Genomic DNA, 19,205 nt, shown 5'->3' with positions numbered 1-19,205 from the left:
TGTTTATGCATACAAAATATAAAAAAAAACGGTAAAAGCAAAGGCCTTTCCTATGGAACGGCCTTTTTGCTGATTTGTGTGCGAAAAATGACGATAAAATGCGCCATTTAGGGGTTAATCTTTTATTTTTTCCTTGTTTTTTTGCTTTCGAGCCATTCGTCGAAGGTGATGCTGCGGTCGATGACGCCGTTCGGGGTCAGTTCGAGTACGCGGTTCGCGATCGTCTGTACGAATTCGTGGTCCTGGGAGCAGAAGATGATGGGGCCCTGGAATGCGGTGAGGCCGTTGTTGAGGGCGGTAATCGCTTCGAGGTCGAGGTGCGCGGTCGGTTCGTCGAGCAAGAGGCAGTTCGCGTTGCTGAGCATCATGCGGCTGAGCATGCAGCGCACCTTTTCGCCACCGCTGAGCACGTTCGCGCTCTTGAGGGCTTCTTCGCCGGTGAAGAGCATGCGACCGAGGAACCCGCGGATGAACGTTTCGTCCTGTTCCTTGCTGTACTGGCGCAGCCAATCCACCAAGGAGAGGTCCGTGCCGAAGTAGGCGTCGTTGTTCTTGGGGAAGTAGCTGTAGCTGATGGTGTTGCCCCACTTGAGCACGCCTTCGGGCGCCTTGGTCTCTTCGGCGATGAGCTGGAAGAAGGCTGTCTTGAGCGTGTCGTATTCGCCGACGAGCGCTACTTTGTCCCCATTATTGAGACTAAAGTCAAGTCCCTTGCAAATAATTCCGTCACCGCCGTCGATGGTCGCGTTCTTGACTTCGAGCACGATCTTGCCCGGTTCGCGGTCCATCTTGAAGTTGACCCAGGGGAACTTGCGGCTCGATGCCGGCATCTCTTCGACGGTCATCTTGTCAAGGAGTTTCTTGCGGCTGGTGGCCTGCTTGGCCTTGGCGGCGTTACTGGCGAAGCGGCGGATAAACGCCTTCAATTCTTCAATCTTTTCTTCGGCGCGGCGGTTCTGGTCCTTTCTCTGCTTCTGGGCGAGCTGGCTTGCTGCGTACCAGAATTCGTAGTTACCGCCGTAGATGTTGATCTTGCCGTAGTCGATATCGCAGGTGTGCGTGCAGACCGCATTGAGGAAGTGACGGTCGTGGCTCACCACGATCACGATGTTTTCGAAACGTTCGAGGTAGTCTTCGAGCCAGCCGACGGTTTCCAGGTCAAGGTGGTTTGTCGGTTCGTCGAGCAGGAGGATGTCTGGGTTGCCGAACAAAGCCTGCGCGAGGAGGACGCGGATTTTCTGGCCACCGTCGAGGTCTGCCATCAGGTTGTAGTGCAAATCTTCAGGAATGCCGAGGCCCTTCAGAAGCACGGCCGCGTTGGAATCGGCTTCGTAACCGCCGATTTCGCCGAAGCGTGTCTCGATTTCCATGGCCTGCATGCCCTGTTCTTCCGTCATTTCGGGGAGCGCATAGAGTTCGTCGCGCTTCTTGCCCAGCTCGTAGAGTTCGGGGAAGCCCATCATGACGGTTTCGAGGACGGTGTTCTGTTCGTAGGCGAAGTGGTCCTGCTTGAGGACGGCGATGCGTTCTCCTGGGTCCTTGGTGACTTCGCCGGTGTTGGGTTCGAGTTCGCCCGAAAGGATTTTAAGGAACGTGGACTTTCCGGCGCCGTTGGCACCGATGACTCCGTAGCAGTTGCCGCGCTTGAAGGAGAGGTTCACTTCCTTGAAGAGGACGCGGCTACCGTATTGAAGACTGACATTGGAAACGTTGAGCATGTATTATATATAAATGATAAATGGGGTTAGGCTTGATTTGCTTTTTCAAGTTCGCGAGCGTTGATGATGAGCATCTGCAGGCGGTTCTCGATGTTCGCGAAACTGGTGTCCGGGTCGTAGTCGAGCGAAAGAATCTGCACGTGCGGGCAACGCTCCTTCACGGCCTTGGTGAGGCCGCGGCCACTGATGTGGTTTGCAAGGCAGGCGAACGGCTGCAAGATGATGTAGCTGTTCACGCCATGTTGCGCATTGTACAGGATTTCGCCCGGGATAAGCCATCCTTCGCCGGTGTTGTATGTCGGGTCGATGATGTCGGTGACATAGTCCTTGAGCTCGTAGCAGTCTGCGTGGTGTTCGTAGAGCTTGAACTTGTGCATGGACTTGCGGGCGGTTTCTACGGCATGCGTGTAGACCTTCGCCGTCACGCCGCCTTCCACGCGGTCCATGAGCGGGTTCGCCGAGAATCCGCGTTTGATTTTTTCGCTACGTACGACTTCGTCGACGCGGAAGAAGTCCGTCATGCCCGGGAGGTAGACTTCCATCCCGTTGTTCATGAGGTATTCTTCCACGAACCCGTTTGCACTCGGGTGGTAGTTCATGAGGATTTCGCCAAGTACCGCTACGCGGGGCTTACGGATTCCGCGTTTGCGATCTTCGGTAATCTCGACACCATTGAACGCTTCGATGCACTGCTCGAAGACCTCGATGAGCTTGGAGGGGCGCACCAGCTGCGTGGTGGTGAGGTGACCTGCCACGGCGATAACCTTCGGCATCCACTCGTCGTAGACTTTTTGCGTGTCGCCCTTGTTGACTTCGTAGGGTCGCAGGGCTCGGTACATGGTCTCGATGGCATCCATCGTGACAAGGCCCCACAGCATGTGGAGGCGGAAGTCGAGCCCGAGCTGGAAGCCCGGGTGCATGCCTTTGTAGTCCACGCCGGTTGTGATGATGGTGACGTCCTTGAAACCGGCCTCGTCGAGGGCCTTACGGGCGAGTACCGCGTACTGCACGGCACGGCAGTTCTCGCAGTTCTTTGCAAGGCACATGGAGACAGCGTTCTGCGGCACATCCGGGTGATTGACGAGCCACTTCAGGGCTTCGCCGATGTTCACCTGGCAGGGGAAGCAGATATCGTTGTGCACGAATTTTTTGCCGAGCTCGATGGCTTCCTTGTCGGCCACGGGCAGGTATTCGGCGATGTAGCCTTCGCGCTTCATGTACTCGCTCGCAAGCACGGTAAATGCGGGGGAGAGGTTCGGCGTAAGGATACGGCGGCGCTGCTTGTCTTCGGCGACGAACGGAGTGTGGTATAGCGGTTCGTGGCTTTCGGGCTTGTCGGGGAGGTTTGCCGCACGGCGTGCCTTCACCGTCTCGATGAAGCTCTTGATGCGGATGCCCACCGGGCCGCGGGCGTCGCCCTCGTCGAGCTTGAGCATGAGCATTTCCTTGTTGGAATCAAGGTGCAGCATGCGCATCATTTCGTCGGTCAAAATTGAGTCGTGACCGCATCCGAAGCTCACGATTTGCGCGAGTTCGATGTTCGGGTCCTTCGCCGCAATCATGGTGGCTCCAATCATGCGCAAGTGGAAGGTGTTCTTGATTTCGATACGGGTGTGGCTCGGCACATCCTGGTCGTACACGCCCGGGAGCGATTCGGTGGTGAGCACCGGGATGCCCATGGCGGTAAAGTGGCTCGCGATGTTGTGGTTGATGAGCGTATCCGCATGGTAGGGGCGGCCCGCAATCACCACGGCAAAACTGTTCTTCGCGCGTACGTCGTCGAGAATCTTCTGGCCTTCTTCCAAAAGGGTCGTGCGGTAGCTGTTGAGAGCCTTCTCGCCTTCGGTCACGGCCTTGTCCAGGAGCTTCTTGTCGAGTTTCCAGTGTTCGTGGAACCAGTCTACGGTCTGGCTTCTGCGGAGCTTGGTGTTGAACCAGTGGAAAATCGGCTGGTCCATGGGGACGCCGTAATTCTTTTCGGGCTCGTCGGTGTTCTTGCAAACGTTCGGGTAGGCCTGCACCACCGGGCAAACGGATGTTGCCGTGAACTTGGTGTGGTCGCTCGGGATGGCAACCATCATCGGGAAGAAGATGCGGTCGACCTTCTTTTCAATGAGGCTGAGCACGTGACCGTGTACAAGCTTTGCCGGGAAGCACACGGTGTCGGAGGGCACGCTGTGGAGGCCCGCTTCGAACATCTTGTAGTCGCTCTGGCGGCTTACCACGACGGTATAACCGAGGCTCGTGAAGAACGCCTTCCAGAAGGGGAGGCTTGCCCAGAATTCCAGCACGCGCGGGATACCGATGGTCTTGCCCGTATTCTCGACGAGCTTCGCCGGGGCATAGTCCTTGACCAACAGCTGGTTCGTGCGCTTGATCATGTCGGGCACGGAGAGCATCTTCTTGTTGATTTCGGCGATGAGGGCCTTCGTCTTCGGGTCGTTCGGGTCGGCAGTGACTTCGCCACGTTCGCAGCGGTTGCCCGTCACGAAGCTCTGGCCGTCGCTGAAGGTCACAATCGTGCGGGAGCAGTGGTTGGTGCAGTACTGGCAGAGCTGGCCCGGCTGGTTGTGCCAGCTGAAGGTCTTCATGGCCTCGAGGCCGATAAAGCTCGACTTGAGGTCTGGGTTCTGCTTGCGCTTCTCTTCCATGAACTTGCGGGTGAGGAGCGCGATACCGATGGCGCCCATTTCGCCCGGACGTTCGGGACGGATGGGCTTGAGGCCGGTGTATTGCTCGAAGGCGCGGAGGACCGCGTTGTTCTTGAACGTACCGCCCTGCACCACGACCTTCTTGCCGAGGGTGTTGAGGTTACGGATACGGATAACCTTCGTAAACACGTTGTTGATGATGGAGCGGCAGATACCCGCGATGATGTCTTCGGGCTGCTTGCCGTCGCGCTGTTCCGTGATGATGGAACTGTTCATGAACACGGTACAGCGGGAACCGAGCTGCGAGGGGCTCTTTGCGTTGAACGCGAGTTCCGCAATCTTTTCCATCGGGATGCCGAGGCTGCGGGCGTAGGTTTCGATAAAGGAACCGCAACCCGAGGAGCAGGCCTCGTTCAAAATGATGCCGGTGACGACGCCGTCCTGCACGGAGATGGCTTTCATGTCCTGGCCGCCGATGTCGAGGATGAAGCTTACGTCGGGGCACAGGCGCTGGGCGGCGTTCGCGTGCGCGACCGTTTCCACGGTATGGTAGTCGGCATGGACGGCCTTTGCGAAGAGCTGTTCGCCGTAGCCGGTGGTGCCCACGCCCAAAATGTTGAGCTTGCAGCCGTATTCCTCGTAGCGGTCGGCGAGCTCGTTCATGGCGCGCTTCAAGACGGCGAGCGGTTCACCGTCGTTACTGGCGTAGAACCCGTCAATCACGTTGTCCTGCTCGTCCAGGAGCACGAACTTCGTGGTGGTGGAACCTGCGTCGATACCGAGGTAGGCGTTGATGGTCGAACCCGAGGCCGGCTGCGGGTAGTGGTTGTCGGCCATCTTGTGTTCCTCGAGGAACATCTTGTATTCGGCTTCGTTCTTGAAGAAGAGGTCGGCGGCGGCCTTCGCCTTGTTTTCGGCCTGGCGGACTTCGTTGAAGTGCACCAGGGCGTCGAGCGAGCCTTCCATGCGGTAATGGCATTCCTGGCCCGCGAACATGGAGCCGAGCGAGAGGGCTGCACCCATGGCGACGAGCACTTCGGAGTGTTCCGGCACGATTGCCTGCTCGTCGTTAATACCGAGGCGTTCCTTGAACGCGCGTACGAGCGTCGGGTTGAACGTGAGCGGGCCGCCCTCGAAAATCACGGGCGGTTTGATTTCCATGCCCTGGGCAAGGCCACCGATGGTTTGCTTCGCGATGGCGTGGAAGCTCGAAAGGGCGATGTCTTCCTTGGCGATGCCGTTGTTGAGCATCGGCTGGATGTCGGTCTTCGCGAACACGCCGCAACGGCCCGAAATCTCGTAGACCTTCTGGCCGCGCTTGGCGAAACCTTCGAATGCTTCCGTCTTGATGCGGAGGAGTTCGGCCACCTGGTCGATAAATGCGCCGGTACCGCCCGCGCACACGCCGTTCATGCGCATGTCGCTTGCGATGAGCTTGCCGGTTGTCTTGTCCTTTTCGAAGAAAACGACCTTTGCGTCCTGGCCGCCGAGTTCGATGGCAACGCGCGATTCGGGATAGGTGGCGCGCACGGCGAGGGCGTTTGCCACCACTTCTTGCACAAAGAAGGCGTGCGTGGCTTCGGCGAAGGGCTGGCCGCCGCTACCGCAGAAGGCTACCCTGAAATTTTTGTCCGGGAAGAGCCCGTGGGCTTCCCGCAGGACCTCGTAGACCTTTTTCGCCTGCATGGCGTTGTGGCGCTGGTATGTGTAATGCAAAAGCTTGTTGGTCTCGGGATCGACGACCGCAATCTTCACGGTGGTGGAACCTACGTCCACGCCGACCCACAAATCATTCTTCAAATTGCTCATAGTGGTCGTAAAGATAGAAAAAATGGGGTGGGGCTTATAGGCAAACGGGGCCGTTAAATACCCAAATGCGCAAAAAAAGGAAATTGATTTTTTTTGTTGACATCTGCTCGGGCCATTGTTATTTTTAATGAACAAATTCACAAACTTTTCATGAGGAGAATATCTATGAAGAAATTGACAGTACTTGCAATAGCGCTTGGCTTTGCTTTTGTTCCTTCGTTCGCCCAGTACGACGACGAGAATTACGGCGAAACCCCCGCTGAAACCGAAGAAAGCAGCTACTCGACAGAGGAATCCACCCAGGCTGAACCCGCCGAAGAAGCCGAGACCGCCGCTCCTGCCGCGGAAAAGTCTTCTGACGATACCGACTACAAGAAATTCCGTCTTGGCGGTCATATCGGCGTCGGCTTCGGCGGTCTTGGCGATCTTTCTGCCATTGGCGGCTATGTGGGCGGTTCCCTCCGTTACTACATCAACAAGCAGTTGGCTGTCGCTCCCGAAGTGAACTTCATCTTCCGCTATTTCAGTGAAACCACCGACCGCGCTCCCGTTCCCGGGGCCTCGGGTTACGAATACGAATTTGAACAGGGCATCTCGCAAATCCTCATGGACGTGCCCGTGCTCGCCCGTTTCGAACCGCTTTCGTTCCTCTACGTGGAAGGCGGTCTCCGTCTTGCGTTCTGCCTTGCTGACATGTACTCGTCGCAGTACAACTACTATGATTCCTACGGCAACGAGACTGACGCCTACGCAAGCGCTCTTGTCGCCGCCGAAGACATTGAGACCAGCGGCGTTTATGTATCGCTTGTTCTCGGTGCCGGTGCGCAGTTCCACCAGGGTGGCCGCGACATGAACGTCGGTCTCCGCTTCATGTACGACTTCAACGGCGTAAGCGATGCTGTTGAAGACAATCCGAGCGCCTGGAACATCCAGCTTTCGCTGACCTACCTCCTCTAAGATAGGTCTCGCTGAACGGCAAGTCGGCCCGGCTTCTAGCCGGGCTTCTTGTTTTTTAGCGGGCTTCTTTTTTTATATTTCGTCCTGATGAACTACTTGGCTCTAGATTACGGAGAACATCGCGTCGGGGTCGCTTTTGCCGATTCCGAGCTGCGTATGGCATTTTCACGCGAAACCATTGACCAGAAGACGACAAACTTGTTTGTACGGCTCGATGAACTCGTGAAGGTGAACAAGATTGATGCGTTCGTGGTGGGAATGCCGTATCACCCCGATGGCCGTACCGACGGCAAGAACGTGGTTGTGGAAAAGTTCGTCGAGGATTTGAAACTGCGGTTTCCGGGCCTGCCCGTGTACACGCAGGACGAATCTTACTCCAGCGTGCAGGCGCAGGAAAAGACTTCTTACTTTAGCAAGAAGAAAAAGCAAAAAAATAAGGCGGTAATCGACCAGTTGGCCGCCGCCATTATTCTGCAAAGATGGTTGGATGAGAACGGTTGAAAATAACGGTCGGGTTATTTTTTCTTGCGGGTCTGTTCCACGTAGGTTTGGTATTTTTTCTTGTCGGCCGCTTTACGAATCGGGGAGGCGTTGGCTTCGAATTGCTGGTGCAGTGTGGCCCAGAATTCGGACGGGTCCTTGTAGAGAATTTTGAGAACGTTGTAGAGGTCGAAACTGATTGGGGTCTTTTCCCCGCGTTCCCACTTGCCGATGGTGATTCGAGTAACGCCGGAATGTAAGCTTATGTATTCTTGAGTAAGGTTGAGTTCGCTTCTTCTGGCTTTAATAATTTTAGAAAGTTCCAGGTCAAAGGCCTTTTCTTCATCGTTCTTCAGTTTCATGGTAGAACTATTTAAAAAAAAACAACTAGCGGTTGTGAAAACATAAAACAGCATGTTGTGAACACAAGTTTTTGCTAATTGCCTTTTCCTGTAAACACTGAATTACAAAATATGTAAAACCAAGACCACATGTTTACAAAAAAAGGTGATTTTCCGTGAGGAAAGAAGATTTATTCTGCTTTTTTTCTATTTTCCACTCCAAAAACAGGAGTTTTTATGTCTGTACAAGTAATGGTAAATGGAATTCCGGGCAATATGGGCCGTATTGTGGCCGAAACTTGCGTTGCACGCGGCTTGGAACTTGTCCCGTATTCGTTGACGGGTGAGATTATCGTGGAAAACGAGGCTGAGGTGGCGGGGAAGACCATCCAGCTCTTGAAGCCGAGCAACCGCGAAGAACGCATTGGCGAGGTACTGGCCAAGTACCCGAAAATGATTTGCATCGACTACACGCACCCGACGGCTGTAAACGACAACGCCGCATTCTACGTGAAGCACAAGATTCCCTTCGTGATGGGTACTACCGGCGGTGACCGCGAGGCGCTTGCGAAACTCGTAGCCGAAGCGAACCACCCGAGCGTGATTGCCCCGAACATGGCCAAACAGATTGTCGCCTTCCAGATGATGATTGAATTTCTGGCGAAGGAATTCCCGACGGCGTTCAGTGGCTACAAGCTCTCCGTTGTGGAAAGCCACCAGAAGACGAAGGCCGACACGAGCGGTACGGCGAAGGCCGTTGTGGGAGATTTCCAGAAGATGGGATTCGATTTCTCCGTGGACGATATCGAGAAGGTTCGCAACGAAAAAGAACAGATGGAACGCATGCACGTGCCCGAGGAATACCTCGGCGGTCACGCCTTCCACACGTACAGCCTCGATAGCGCCGACGGTACGGTGCATTTCGAGTTCCAGCACAACGTGTGCGGCCGTAAGATTTACGCCGAGGGCACTGTAGATGCCGTGAACTTCCTCGCCGAGCAGATTGCCGCCGGTACCGCCAAACCCTTCAACATGATGGACGTTCTCCGTTCCGGAAAGATGAGGTAAATGCGCTCGTATATCCTCCGACGCTTGCTGCTCATGGTCCCGACGCTCATCGGGATTTCGCTGGTGTGCTTTATTCTCATCCAGCTGTTGCCGGGCGGCCCCGTGGAGGAAATGATTTCGCGTGCGCAGCAGGCCGCCGCCATGAAGGGTGGGGTAGATGCCTCCAAGGCTCTCTCGCCCGACCAGATAGCACAAATCCAGGCGTACTTCGGTTTTGACCAGCCCGCCTGGAAGCGCTACTTGACCTGGCTCTGGAACGTACTGCACCTGGACCTGGGCTCGAGCTACACTTACGGCCTCCCGGTATGGGACGTCATCGTGAGCCGTTTCCCGATATCGCTCTTCTTCGGAATCACGTCGTTCTTCCTGAGTTACCTTGTATGTATTCCCCTCGGCCTCTGGAAGGCGGTGCATCACGGGAGCAAACTTGACTCCCTCAGTTCGGGCGTAATTTTCTCGGGCTACGTGATGCCGGGGTATGCCCTGGGTATCCTCCTGATTATCTTCCTTGCGGGCGGGTCGTATCTCGATATTTTCCCGCTGGGTGGCCTCACGAGCGATGACTTCGAGGACTTCACTTTCTTCGGGAAAGTTGCGGACCTCGGGCACCATTTGGTGCTCCCGATTTTCTGCTACATGATCAGCGAGTTCGCGTTCCTCACCTTCCTCATGAAGAACTCCGCGCTCGAGGAACTGGGCAAGGACTACATGCGCACCGCTCTCGCGAAGGGAATGAGCTTCAACCAAGCGCTCGTTCGCCACGCGCTCCGTAACGCGCTCATTCCGATTGCGACCCGCCTTTCCGAAATCTGCACACTCATGTTCGCGGGTGCGCTCCTTATCGAGAAAGTCTTCGATATCGACGGCATGGGCCTTTTGTACTACAATTCCATGGTGAATCGCGATTACAACGTGGTCATGGGCATTATTTTCTTGAGCAGTCTCATGGCCATGGTGGGGCGCCTTTTCAGCGATATCCTCTACACGCTCGTGGACCCGAGAATCAAGTTCTCGTAAAGCCAATGACCAATGTCCGATGACTAAATTTTCATATTTGCTATATTAAAAATCATGAGTAACGAATCCTTGCAAATTTCTCCTGTTATTAAAGACTATCTGCTTTCTCGCGGCTATTCCGAGAATTTTACCGTCTCCTCGATTGCGGGTGCGGGCTCGGGCCGCCGGTATTTCCGCATTTCCGAAGGTTCCAGGTCGTGCGTGTTGCAGGTCTGTGCCGAAGTGAACGATGACTTTAGGCATTTTGTGGATTATTCCAAGACCTTCCGCGATTTTGGCCTGCCGGTGACGCGCGTCTACTGCGTGGATGAAAGTTCGTGCCAGGTGCTGCAGGAGGACTTGGGCAAGCGTAACCTGTTGGACGAGGTTTCTCCGGTGAGCCCGGGTGTGCGTTCGGGCAACGAGCGCATTATCTACCCGACGGTCATCGATGCCCTCGTGAAGTGGCAGGAGGCGAGCCAGCCGATTTTCAGTAGCCACACGGAACTCTGGATTCGCCGGTTTGACTTTGCCGCCCTCAAGTGGGAAACGGATTATTTTACGGACAATTTCCTCAAGGCCCATTGCGGGATTACCGAGATTCCGCAGAGCGTGATGAACTTCTACTCGCTTCTGGCGGTCTCTGTGGATGCACAGCCCAAGGTGCTCATGCACCGCGACTTCCAGAGCCAGAACATCATGGTGCGTCCGAATTCCGAAATTGCGTTTGTCGATTTCCAGGGTGCGCGCCGCGGTTCGGCATTCTATGATATCGCAAGTCTCCTTTGGGACCCGTATGTGTGTTTGCCTCTTTCGATGATCAAGGACTTTTACGAATACTGGCGCATGCAGAACAAGCGTGTGCAGGCCTATTCCAAGGAAGATGCGTGGGAGAGCTTTATCCATGCGAGTTTGCAGCGCGTGATGCAGGCGCTGGGCGCCTACTGCTTCCTCAGCAAGGTGAAGGGCATCGAGAAGTTTAAACAGTATATCGAACCTGGAAAGGCACAACTTCGGACTTTGTTTGGCGAATTCAAGAAGATTGCGAAGGCGACCGAGCCCGAGGCCATCGAGTTTATCGAGAAGGCTCTGAACGGCTAGATTTTCAGCGTCGAGAACCATGCTCCCGCTCTATTTTAAGCAATATTCTGCTTCCGAGCCTTTTAGTCGAGCGCTTGGTTTTGCCTATGACGCCCTTGTTCACTCGGGAGTCTCGTTCGATGCGCATGCCGTGTGGAATAGCCTGAGCGAACGGGTTGCGCAGGGAATCTACATGGGAGATGGACTCCTGTTGCCGCATACGCGCGTAAAAGGGCTCGCTGAGCCGCTGGCCGCGTTCGCCGTTTGCCCTGATGGCTTTGCCGGTGTGAATACGCGAGGTAACGAAAGGGCTCAGTTCTTGTGCGTGTTGCTTTCGCCCGCGGAGTCGGCCACGGCGCATACGCTCGTGATTGCGCAGTTGGCGAAAATGCTTCTTGATCCTGAATGGAAAGCGCGGGCGATTGCTGCCAAGAGCGACGAAGAACTCAAGTCCTTGTTCTAGGTTTTGTTGTGGCCTACCATTGCAGGGTGCCGGTGGCGTAAGCGCGGTAACCCTTGTAGTCGCCGAAGTAGCGGGCGTATCCGGCTCGGAAATCCATCCATCCCCAAGGAGAAAGCGAAAGCCTTGCGCCAAGCTCGGTGTATTTCTGGGTGGTCTCGTCGTTCAGAAACTTCTTATCTATGGCATCCTGGGGACCATGAATGTCGTCGATGTTTCCGCCGAATGCGGTGTCCTTTGCCACCTGGCTTGCAAATAGAGTCGCCGTTATGAACTTGTATGAAGCGCTCAGCTCGGTGTGGATTTCCTGGCTGTTGGGTCCGAGGTCGCTGCCGAGGTCTTGCGAGTAGCTGGCATAGGTATAGCCTCCGCCCTTGTGGTGCGTGTAAACCCAGGGCTCGATGCGCGTGTATTCGGAGAACATGTCGAGGCGGACGGGGCCGATGTAGAGGCTGTCGCGGGCGACGCCAATTGTCGCAGCCCACTTGTTGCCCCACCAGCTGTCATCGAACATGCTTGTGGGAGTTTTCATGTCATCCCAGAGGAGTTCGCCGTAAAATTCCCAGTGCGGTATCGTGCGGACGCTCAGGTCGAACGCGAGGGAGATGTTGTCCTGGTCTCCCTGTATGTGTTCCTGGAAGTTGTACATGATGAACGGGATGACATAATTCCATTCGAAGTCGCGGTCGGTGCTGTCGGCATCGGCATTGGGATTGGTGTTTGCGGGTTCCGTTGTAGAACCGTAAATGGCGGTTTCGGAAAGCCCCAGCGTGATGCGTGCGGGAAGGCTGATGTCGAGCCTGTGGGCATGCATGTACTTGCCCTTGTTTTTTACTTCGAACAACTTGGCTGCATATTGCGTATAGTCTATAGGGCCAATCGAGAACTTGTAGCCGAAGTAGGGCGTGGGGGCGGGAATCCACAGTCGGCTCGAAGAATCCTGCCATGGGCGGTAGAACGACCTGTCTCCGCGTAGGATGACATGGTTGTGGCGCGCGGGTCCGAATTCGATGTAGTCGAATCCGGCTAGCAGCGTAAACGGTTTGAGCGTGTAATCGACCTTGGCTGCGAACTGGTCCCACGTGCGCCTGTTTTCGCTCTGCTTGTTGTAAGGGAGGCCTTCGTTCGGATTGTAGAAGTTGTCGAAGATTTCCCTGTTGGTGAAGTCGTTGTTTACGTTGACTTGGGCTTCGAAATGAAAAGCGTCCGTGAAGTGTCCGTCCAGGAAAAGGCGGACTGACATCTCGTTGTCGTAGTGCGTTGGCGCATTCTCGAAGTTCGTGATGGCGACGGAATCGACGAGTTGCGCCCGGATGTTCACCTCGTGGTTGCGTGCGGAGTCGACAAACGTGAAGTGAGCAGGCGTAGGGGGCGCACTTGCTGTTGCGCATATTGTTGCAAGAAGGATGAGCAGGGTTAAATATTTCATAAGCGTTACCATAGAGCCTCCTTGAGGAGGGCTAAGTGATGCTTGACGTAGGCGCGATTTCCCGAACCGTTCTTCCCGAGACAGCGGGGAAGGCTTGCCGCGATGCGGACAAGGCTTCGGCAGAAGCGGAACGATTTCGACAGCAGGTATCCGCGGAATCCGAAATGCTTCTTGAATACGTATTGCTGGGCGCGGTCGTGCTGAAGGGCGCGCTTGAGGTTGCCTTCGGATGAGCCGCCTCCGAGGTGGGTTAGTTCGACTTTGTTGCAGATGAAGAATCGTGCGCCCAGTTTGCGTGCGCGTAGGGCAAGGTCTGCATCTTCGTAATACATGAAAATCCGCTCGTCGAAGAATTCGCCCTCTTTCTGGAGCTCGTCGTAGAGGCTTCTGCCGAGCATCCAGCAGACCCCGCTTGCCCAGTGCGTTTCGGCATAGCCGCCTTTGTATGCAGGCTTGCCCTGCAAGATTCTTGCCGCCTGTGCTTCGTTGCGGAAAGCATTTGTGAAGAAGGGAATGCTCCCGATTCCTTCGGGACCGAGACCCGCAAAGTAGTTGGGCTGTTCGCTTCCGTCGGGATTTTGGACACGTGGAACGACGATGGCGTATTTGCAGGTTTTAATTTGCTGGTCGAGTGCGTTTCGCAGTTGCGGAATCATTTGGCTGTCGAATCGCGTGTCGTTGTTCAGGAGGCAAATTGCGTCAAAGTTCTCGCCGTCGCGAATGAGAGAGCGGATGGCAAGGTTGTTGGCCCTGCCGAACCCGAGGTTGCCTTCGCATGGGTATACATGGACCGAAGGAAAATTTTTTCTGATGTTTTCTGGAGTTCCGTCTGTGCTGGCATTGTCGGCTACGGCGACAACATAATTTTTTTTGTCTGCCAACTGTGCGGAAAGGTCGCGCAGGCAGTTCTGCGTCATTTCCCAGCCGTTGTAGGTGACGAGGATGATGGCGGTTTTCATTTTCCTGCCTCGCATGATGGAACTAGCTGGTCGAATGCCTGTAGCAGCAATCGGGCTGAATTTTCCCACTGGTACTGATTCAGAATCTCGATGCGCTCCTTTTCCTTGTCTAAGGGAATTTCAAATTCGCCTTTATTGAGGAAGGACTCGATGACGGCGGCAATGGAATCGGGATCATGTGCGTCAAAATAAATTCCGCACCCTTTTGCGATGCTTTCCATGACGGAATCTTTTGATGTGAGTACGGGGGTGCGGCATTTAAGGGCTTCTAGGACAGGCAGGCCGAATCCTTCATAGAAAGAAGGGAATATGACTGCAGCGCTTGTTGAATAAAGTTCCTGCAGTCTTTCATCGCTGACGAATCCGAGGTGGTGGATGTCGCTTGCGATTTTTGAATTCTGGATGAGTTTGTTTTCGCTGCTGTTGTTCCAGCCTTTGGGGCCCGTGAGGTTCAGGGGGACGTGTATTCCCTTGTCTGCCAATTTTTCCAAAGCGACAACCAGGTTCTTCAGGTTCTTGCGGGGTTCCAGGCTTCCGACAAAAAGGAACTGCTTCTTTCTTTCTGCGGGTGGCGGCGGGAGCGTGTTGCTGATGCCGCATGCGATGACCTTGACTTTTTCCATCGGGAAATCTGGCAGGAAATGATGGAGTTCCTGCCGGGTGAAGTCCGAGTTGACTGCGATGAAATCTGCGTACCGGATAGATTTCTCCCCAATGAGGGTGTTGATCCAGCGTACAGAGCGGCGCATGGTTTCGGGGTAACGCCGATAAACGAAATCATGTACGGTCAGAACTTTCTTGCATCTGGTTTTCCGTAAGGGAATCGTCTGTTCTGGGCCCCAAAAAAGGTCAATGAGGTTTTCGTCCAGCAATTGCGGTAGAACCTTCTGTTGCCATAAGATTCCTGGCAGTTTCTTGTAGAGCCTGTTGCCTGGATTCGGACACGCCTTGAAACGGGGATTCGTAAGGGGGTAGTCTATGGGTTGCTGCGAAAAGAGAAAATAATCGTTCTTTGAGTCGATTTCCTGGAGTGCATTGAGCAACTGAGTAAGATAGCGGCCGATGCCACTATTGTTGTAGCGCAAGCACTTTATGTCGATCCCGATACGCATTAGTCTTTACCAAAGATTTTATGGGCGAGTGGAAGCCCTACTGCAGAAAACAGTTCGCGTTTTAAAGTCTTGATGGGCGAGTCTTTTAGGAACAGCTTTCTATGGTGGCGGATAATCCAGGGAAGTTTCGAGAGAACGAGCGGTTTCTGTAGACGAGTTCTGGAAAGATCTATCAGCTCGTTTGCGAACAGAATCTCTGCTTCGGTCAGTTTGAGTCGTTCCCTGTGGGTGAGCAAAGTCTCTACCCAACGGATGCGTTCTTCCAGTGTCTTTCGCATTGACTTGTCCGGAACACCGCCTACGGCATTTGCTCCATGGATGCGGTATTGGATGACGGAAACGTCGGTTGCCGCTATTCCGCCGTTTTTATCGGCAATCATCGCAATCCAGCGGTCGTGAACCGAGACTCCTTCGGGAATAGGGAGTACCGCATCCAGAAGGGAAACCCTGAAAAGCGACATGCAGCCGGTCACGTTGTTGATGCCGGCGATTTGATGCTCGATAGAAATGTGTTTCTCGATTTTTGCGAATTCACGCCAAGAATCGGCAATCTTGTTTCCGTCTCCGTCGATAACTTCGGCATCGCCAAAGACGAGCGAGGTCTTGGTCGAATCGATTTTCTTCTCTAGAACTTCGAGCTTTTGCGGGAGCCAGACATCGTCCTGGTCGGCAAGAGCGATCAGGTCGTCTTCGGTAATAAACTTCTGGGCGAGGGTGAGCGCATGCGAGAATGCGGCACGATGGCCCGTATTTTGCGGGAGCGCTTCGATTTGTAGGGGGAGTGTATCTCTGTATTTTTCAAGAATTTCACATGTCGAATCTTTTGAACCGTCATCGACCGCGATAATGACATCTGCCGGCCTGCTTTGCGCCACGAGAGAATCAAGCATCTTCGAAAGATACTTTTCGCCGTTGTAGGTTGCAAGGACTACGCAGATTCTGGCCATAATCCGAATATAGCAATCTTTGTTATTTGGGCTTATGCCATGCAGTTAATTTTTTTATTTTTATCGATATATGCCCGGCATGCCCAAGATAGTGTTTATTTGCGACAAGAACGAACGCACGAGTTTTGGCCGTTTGACCATGAACTTGCTCGATGCCGTATGCGGAAAGTTCGATGCGCATGTGCTTTGGCTCAAGACACCGAAGTTTTTTCCGGATGAGGTGAATGCGGAAAAATCGGCAAAGATGTCGGTCGCGGATACTCGCGGGTTTACGGCGCACGAGGTATGGGCGAAGTCGCTCTATACGGGATTTTTTGCATTCCGTTCTCCCCTGAAAAAGGTGTTGCGCGAAATTGCCCCGGATATCGTGTTCTTTATCCGTCCGGAACTCGGATTCCTGGTCCCCATGGCAAAATCGGCATGCCCGTCTGCTAAATCGGTGATGTTCGTGCACGATACGTTTGCCGAGACGCTCTACCCGCACAGTGTCAAGTTCAGGCTGTTGAACATGTTCTTTATTCGTCCGACAGTCTGCGCGGATTCTTTTGTCTATAATTCCGAATGGACCCGGGGCGAGGCTGCCAAGTATTTTGGCAAGAAGATGGCTGATGCGCCGGGGAAGGTAATCGGCTGCCCGATTGATTCCGCATTGTTCAATATGCCGGATTCACCCATGACACAGGAAGAACGTGCCGCGTTCCGCAAAAAACATGGGATGCGCAATTACAAGGGCATGTGCCTGAACGTGAGCCTTGACGAGCCGCGCAAGAATATCGATACATATTTCGAAATGGCTCGCCTTCGTCCCGATGTGGCCTTCGTGCGTGTAGGCAAGTTCTCGGAGCGGCTCAGGAACATCGTGAACGAGAAGAAACTCTACAACGTGTTCCATTTTAACGAGTTCAAAGCTTTGGAATTGCGTGAGTTCTACCGCCATGCCGACTTGATGGTTTATCCGAGTTTTCTGGAGGGCTTCGGGCTTCCGCCTATCGAGGCTATCGCTTGTGGCACGCCTGCGGTCGGGGCCGCGACGTCGGCTGTCAGGGAAAACCTTGCTGGCGTATGCCCTCTTGTTGATCCGCCGACCGATGCCGAGGCTTATGCCGCAGTTCTTGACCGCGTGCTTGCTGGCGAAAATGTCGTTGAAGAAACGGCTGCGAAAGCCTTGCTGGAACGCTGTTCCATGGAAAAATTTGCAAGCCGTGTTTGCGAGTTCCTAGAAAAGTTTGTCTAGACTCTCTTTTCTTAGCTTACTGAGAAGGGTTGCTTTTTCGCGTTTTTCTTGCAGGGCCCTGCGGTTGGCCCATAAATGGTGGATGCAACCGGCATGTCGCAGCAGAAACCGCCGTGATTTCCACAGTCCGAATGATTTGACCATGGCGTAGGCAAGGTCGTTGATGTTGCCGTAGGGGGTTCCTGCGGCTGTTCCCGAAGCGACTAGGTAGGGAACGGAAAACATCGATCCTCCGGCATGGAGCATGCGGAAGGAATAATCTGCAAGCTGTTCTTCCGTCGAGAGTTCGTCATCGAATCTGCCGGTGCGCTGGACGATGCGGCGCGAAAATGCTGCTAAATAGGGGTGCGGCGCGGCCACGTATCGGAGCGGGGCGTTTTCTTCGAGCATAGCAATCCCTGTGCGCTTGTCGAACCTGAATCCCGAAAGGAATTTCCCGGTAGTCGTGTCGTGGATGCGCGGGGCGAATGCGTCGACCATAGGAAACGAGGATATTGTCTCGGCGAGGTCGTTCAGGAATTTGCGGTCGATTTGTATGGAACTGTGGGCGAAAACGATCCATTCGGCATCGCTATCTAAAAGCTGTTCGTTAAATCTGTCTGTGGAAAACCACCCTAGAGCCTTGTCCGTGAAGGGAGGCGCCATCCTGTCGCCCCATACAAAAACATCGAACTGCCGCATGGGTCACTCCGCTACAGCCCTACGCGAAGACCGATGCGGTGCTCGAAACCGAGCCCCTGGGCGAGGTAGGAGAAGGAGTAGTCGAGGGAGAATAGTTGACTCGTGTAGCCGAGGCCCGCACTGAGCATGCGCCCGGACTGGGATTCGTCGGGCCTGCTGCTTGCCGAGATGAGCTGCTTGAAGTCGCGGGTGATGTCGAGCCAGGCGCGGGTGAAACCGGCGCGGACGAAGAAGCTTCCGCCAAGAGCGTATTCCCCGCCAAGTTCTAGGCGGGACTCCGCATAACGCGGGAATTCGCTCGCGGCTGTGACGGTGAGCCTCGGAAGGATGACCGGTCTGTAATACCCGGCAATGGTGAATGTCTGCGACATTGGGTAGTAGTCGTCTTGCGAATCGTCGGTGTAGTCCCGAAGGAGAGAACCGAAGTCGCGCGCCGTGAGAGCGAATCCGAATAATTTACTGGACGATTGCCACGAGATGCCCCAGTCGAAGGCGGCGCCCCAGGCAGTGCGGTCGCCCTTGTCGTCGGCGAGAGTTTCGGTTGCGAACTTGGCTGTAGCACCGACGTGGATGTGGGTCATCGGAAACGCAATGGTTGCTGTCGCGAGCTGGCTGAAGGGGTTGTAGTCCTTCCCGGTTTCGTTTCCGTATTCGTCGTAGCCGTTGATTGTTCCGTAGTCGAGCCAGTTGTATGAAATCTGGTAGATAAACTGCTTGTAGGTGGACGTGTAGGAGATGGACCCCTGGTTGTCTGCCATGTCGCCTGTTTGCCAGTGGATTTCACCGATGCGCTTGATTCCGTCCGGCATGCGCAGTGCTGCCGGGTTGATTTGAACAACGGTTGGGTCGGTGGAGGGAACAGCCGCTGCTGATTTTTCGAGGGCCGCGTTACGGGGACTGTCAAAAGTGCTCATGAAAGAGAACACTTCGTTTCCCTGGTCGTCTTGGGAAAAGTATGCGCTTGCACTTGTCGTTGACAACAATCCACATGCGACAAACGAAATGACTTTACCCTTTAGATTCATGTGCTAAATTTACAAAAAAAGCAAAAAACGAACCGCCGACCTTTACAAAAAAGCGTTTTTTTCGTATATTTGGTCTGCTCGGGCTATTAGCTCAGTTGGTAGAGCAACGCCCTTTTAAGGCGTGGGTCGAAGGTTCGAGCCCTTCATAGCTCAGTGAAAAACCGGTTCCGAATTGTCGGGGCCGGTTTTTTCGTCCTTGCAGACTAAATAAAAAACCGAATGGGTTTGTCTCATTCGGCTTTTGAGTAAGCATTTGTT

The 19,205-nt window shown here is 54.3% G+C and carries 16 protein-coding genes and 1 tRNA gene; 8 read left to right on the top strand and 9 right to left on the bottom strand.

The features are described from left to right. Nucleotides 1-122: 122 nt before the first annotated feature. Both B4A77_RS04425 and B4A77_RS04420 read right to left on the bottom strand, forming a co-directional pair. Nucleotides 123-1,718 (bottom strand): ABC-F family ATP-binding cassette domain-containing protein, encoded by a 1,596-nt coding sequence (locus B4A77_RS04425; RefSeq protein WP_290738662.1) that lies wholly within the window; start codon nucleotides 1,716-1,718, stop codon nucleotides 123-125. Nucleotides 1,719-1,744: 26 nt separating this feature from the next. After that, nucleotides 1,745-6,178 (bottom strand): acyl-CoA dehydratase activase, encoded by a 4,434-nt coding sequence (locus B4A77_RS04420; RefSeq protein WP_290738659.1) that lies wholly within the window; start codon nucleotides 6,176-6,178, stop codon nucleotides 1,745-1,747. 165 nt (nucleotides 6,179-6,343) lie between these two features. On the opposite strand from B4A77_RS04420, the gene B4A77_RS04415 reads away from it, so the two are divergent. After that, nucleotides 6,344-7,135 carry an outer membrane beta-barrel protein gene (locus B4A77_RS04415; protein WP_290731379.1) on the top strand — a complete coding sequence of 264 codons (792 nt, stop codon included), beginning with the start codon at nucleotides 6,344-6,346 and terminating at the stop codon, nucleotides 7,133-7,135. Between the two features lie 87 nt (nucleotides 7,136-7,222). Then, nucleotides 7,223-7,636: a Holliday junction resolvase RuvX gene (ruvX, locus tag B4A77_RS04410; protein ID WP_173305466.1), complete on the top strand. Its 414-nt coding sequence runs from the start codon at nucleotides 7,223-7,225 to the stop codon at nucleotides 7,634-7,636. Nucleotides 7,637-7,650: 14 nt separating this feature from the next. Here ruvX and B4A77_RS04405 read toward each other — a convergent pair whose 3' ends face one another. Then, nucleotides 7,651-7,977 (bottom strand): helix-turn-helix domain-containing protein, encoded by a 327-nt coding sequence (locus B4A77_RS04405; RefSeq protein WP_173380749.1) that lies wholly within the window; start codon nucleotides 7,975-7,977, stop codon nucleotides 7,651-7,653. Nucleotides 7,978-8,193: 216 nt separating this feature from the next. Here B4A77_RS04405 and dapB point away from each other — a divergent pair, with 216 nt between their 5' ends. From dapB to B4A77_RS04385, 4 genes are read left to right on the top strand one after another with little or no spacing between them, the layout of a single operon-like run. Next, nucleotides 8,194-9,024, top strand: a complete 831-nt coding sequence (dapB, locus tag B4A77_RS04400) for a dihydrodipicolinate reductase (protein ID WP_290738656.1) — start codon at nucleotides 8,194-8,196, stop codon at nucleotides 9,022-9,024. Then, entirely contained in the window at nucleotides 9,025-10,041 is a 1,017-nt protein-coding gene (locus B4A77_RS04395; protein WP_290738653.1) for an ABC transporter permease subunit, read from the top strand. A gap of 54 nt (nucleotides 10,042-10,095) precedes the next feature. After that, the gene (locus B4A77_RS04390) at nucleotides 10,096-11,121 is read left to right on the top strand and encodes an aminoglycoside phosphotransferase family protein (RefSeq protein ID WP_290738651.1); all 1,026 of its coding nucleotides are present in this window, start codon (nucleotides 10,096-10,098) and stop codon (nucleotides 11,119-11,121) included. Nucleotides 11,122-11,140: 19 nt separating this feature from the next. Further along, nucleotides 11,141-11,563 (top strand): PTS sugar transporter subunit IIA, encoded by a 423-nt coding sequence (locus B4A77_RS04385; protein ID WP_173380753.1) that lies wholly within the window; start codon nucleotides 11,141-11,143, stop codon nucleotides 11,561-11,563. A gap of 13 nt (nucleotides 11,564-11,576) precedes the next feature. Here B4A77_RS04385 and B4A77_RS04380 read toward each other — a convergent pair whose 3' ends face one another. The 4 genes from B4A77_RS04380 to B4A77_RS04365 are packed head-to-tail and all read right to left on the bottom strand — an operon-like array spanning nucleotide 11,577 to nucleotide 16,007. Next, the gene (locus tag B4A77_RS04380) at nucleotides 11,577-13,001 is read right to left on the bottom strand and encodes a hypothetical protein (protein ID WP_290738648.1); all 1,425 of its coding nucleotides are present in this window, start codon (nucleotides 12,999-13,001) and stop codon (nucleotides 11,577-11,579) included. Then, nucleotides 12,995-13,948 carry a glycosyltransferase family 2 protein gene (locus B4A77_RS04375; protein WP_290738645.1) on the bottom strand — a complete coding sequence of 318 codons (954 nt, stop codon included), beginning with the start codon at nucleotides 13,946-13,948 and terminating at the stop codon, nucleotides 12,995-12,997. Before B4A77_RS04375 ends, B4A77_RS04380 begins: the two co-directional genes overlap by 7 nt. Further along, complete coding sequence (locus B4A77_RS04370) at nucleotides 13,945-15,060, bottom strand: glycosyltransferase family 4 protein (protein WP_290738642.1); 1,116 nt, start codon at nucleotides 15,058-15,060, stop codon at nucleotides 13,945-13,947. Before B4A77_RS04370 ends, B4A77_RS04375 begins: the two co-directional genes overlap by 4 nt. Beyond that, nucleotides 15,060-16,007 (bottom strand): glycosyltransferase, encoded by a 948-nt coding sequence (locus tag B4A77_RS04365; protein WP_290731395.1) that lies wholly within the window; start codon nucleotides 16,005-16,007, stop codon nucleotides 15,060-15,062. Before B4A77_RS04365 ends, B4A77_RS04370 begins: the two co-directional genes overlap by 1 nt. A gap of 79 nt (nucleotides 16,008-16,086) precedes the next feature. On the opposite strand from B4A77_RS04365, the gene B4A77_RS04360 reads away from it, so the two are divergent. Continuing rightward, nucleotides 16,087-17,241, top strand: coding sequence for a glycosyltransferase (locus B4A77_RS04360; RefSeq protein WP_290731398.1), 1,155 nt, complete (start codon nucleotides 16,087-16,089; stop codon nucleotides 17,239-17,241). On the opposite strand, the gene B4A77_RS04355 is transcribed toward B4A77_RS04360, so the two are convergent. Together B4A77_RS04355 and B4A77_RS04350 are read right to left on the bottom strand one after the other, a co-directional pair. Next, nucleotides 17,224-17,922: a hypothetical protein gene (locus B4A77_RS04355; protein ID WP_290731401.1), complete on the bottom strand. Its 699-nt coding sequence runs from the start codon at nucleotides 17,920-17,922 to the stop codon at nucleotides 17,224-17,226. The two genes, B4A77_RS04360 and B4A77_RS04355, sit on opposite strands and share 18 nt — an antisense overlap. Before the next feature lie 11 nt (nucleotides 17,923-17,933). Then, the gene (locus tag B4A77_RS04350; RefSeq protein ID WP_290731404.1) at nucleotides 17,934-18,947 is read right to left on the bottom strand and encodes a hypothetical protein; all 1,014 of its coding nucleotides are present in this window, start codon (nucleotides 18,945-18,947) and stop codon (nucleotides 17,934-17,936) included. A gap of 80 nt (nucleotides 18,948-19,027) precedes the next feature. On the opposite strand from B4A77_RS04350, the gene B4A77_RS04345 reads away from it, so the two are divergent. Next, a tRNA-Lys gene (locus B4A77_RS04345) sits at nucleotides 19,028-19,100 on the top strand. The last annotated feature ends 105 nt before the right edge of the window (nucleotides 19,101-19,205 follow it).

This window comes from Fibrobacter sp. UBA3718 (assembly GCF_002371935.1).
Classification (GTDB): Bacteria; Fibrobacterota; Fibrobacteria; order Fibrobacterales; family Fibrobacteraceae; genus Fibrobacter.
The sequence above is the reverse complement of the archived record's forward strand: the minus strand, read 5'-3'. Positions and strand labels throughout refer to the sequence as shown.

Bases quoted from the DNA above. Each gene is read 5' to 3' on its own strand.
- B4A77_RS04425 (WP_290738662.1), bottom strand. From the start codon at position 1,718: ATGCTCAACGTTTCCAATGTCAGTCTTCAATACGGTAGCCGCGTCCTC.
- B4A77_RS04420 (WP_290738659.1), bottom strand. From the start codon at position 6,178: ATGAGCAATTTGAAGAATGATTTGTGGGTCGGCGTGGACGTAGGTTCC.
- B4A77_RS04415 (WP_290731379.1), top strand. From the start codon at position 6,344: ATGAAGAAATTGACAGTACTTGCAATAGCGCTTGGCTTTGCTTTTGTT.
- ruvX (WP_173305466.1), top strand. From the start codon at position 7,223: ATGAACTACTTGGCTCTAGATTACGGAGAACATCGCGTCGGGGTCGCT.
- B4A77_RS04405 (WP_173380749.1), bottom strand. From the start codon at position 7,977: ATGAAACTGAAGAACGATGAAGAAAAGGCCTTTGACCTGGAACTTTCT.
- dapB (WP_290738656.1), top strand. From the start codon at position 8,194: ATGTCTGTACAAGTAATGGTAAATGGAATTCCGGGCAATATGGGCCGT.
- B4A77_RS04395 (WP_290738653.1), top strand. From the start codon at position 9,025: ATGCGCTCGTATATCCTCCGACGCTTGCTGCTCATGGTCCCGACGCTC.
- B4A77_RS04390 (WP_290738651.1), top strand. From the start codon at position 10,096: ATGAGTAACGAATCCTTGCAAATTTCTCCTGTTATTAAAGACTATCTG.
- B4A77_RS04385 (WP_173380753.1), top strand. From the start codon at position 11,141: ATGCTCCCGCTCTATTTTAAGCAATATTCTGCTTCCGAGCCTTTTAGT.
- B4A77_RS04380 (WP_290738648.1), bottom strand. From the start codon at position 13,001: ATGGTAACGCTTATGAAATATTTAACCCTGCTCATCCTTCTTGCAACA.
- B4A77_RS04375 (WP_290738645.1), bottom strand. From the start codon at position 13,948: ATGAAAACCGCCATCATCCTCGTCACCTACAACGGCTGGGAAATGACG.
- B4A77_RS04370 (WP_290738642.1), bottom strand. From the start codon at position 15,060: ATGCGTATCGGGATCGACATAAAGTGCTTGCGCTACAACAATAGTGGC.
- B4A77_RS04365 (WP_290731395.1), bottom strand. From the start codon at position 16,007: ATGGCCAGAATCTGCGTAGTCCTTGCAACCTACAACGGCGAAAAGTAT.
- B4A77_RS04360 (WP_290731398.1), top strand. From the start codon at position 16,087: ATGCCCAAGATAGTGTTTATTTGCGACAAGAACGAACGCACGAGTTTT.
- B4A77_RS04355 (WP_290731401.1), bottom strand. From the start codon at position 17,922: ATGCGGCAGTTCGATGTTTTTGTATGGGGCGACAGGATGGCGCCTCCC.
- B4A77_RS04350 (WP_290731404.1), bottom strand. From the start codon at position 18,947: ATGAATCTAAAGGGTAAAGTCATTTCGTTTGTCGCATGTGGATTGTTG.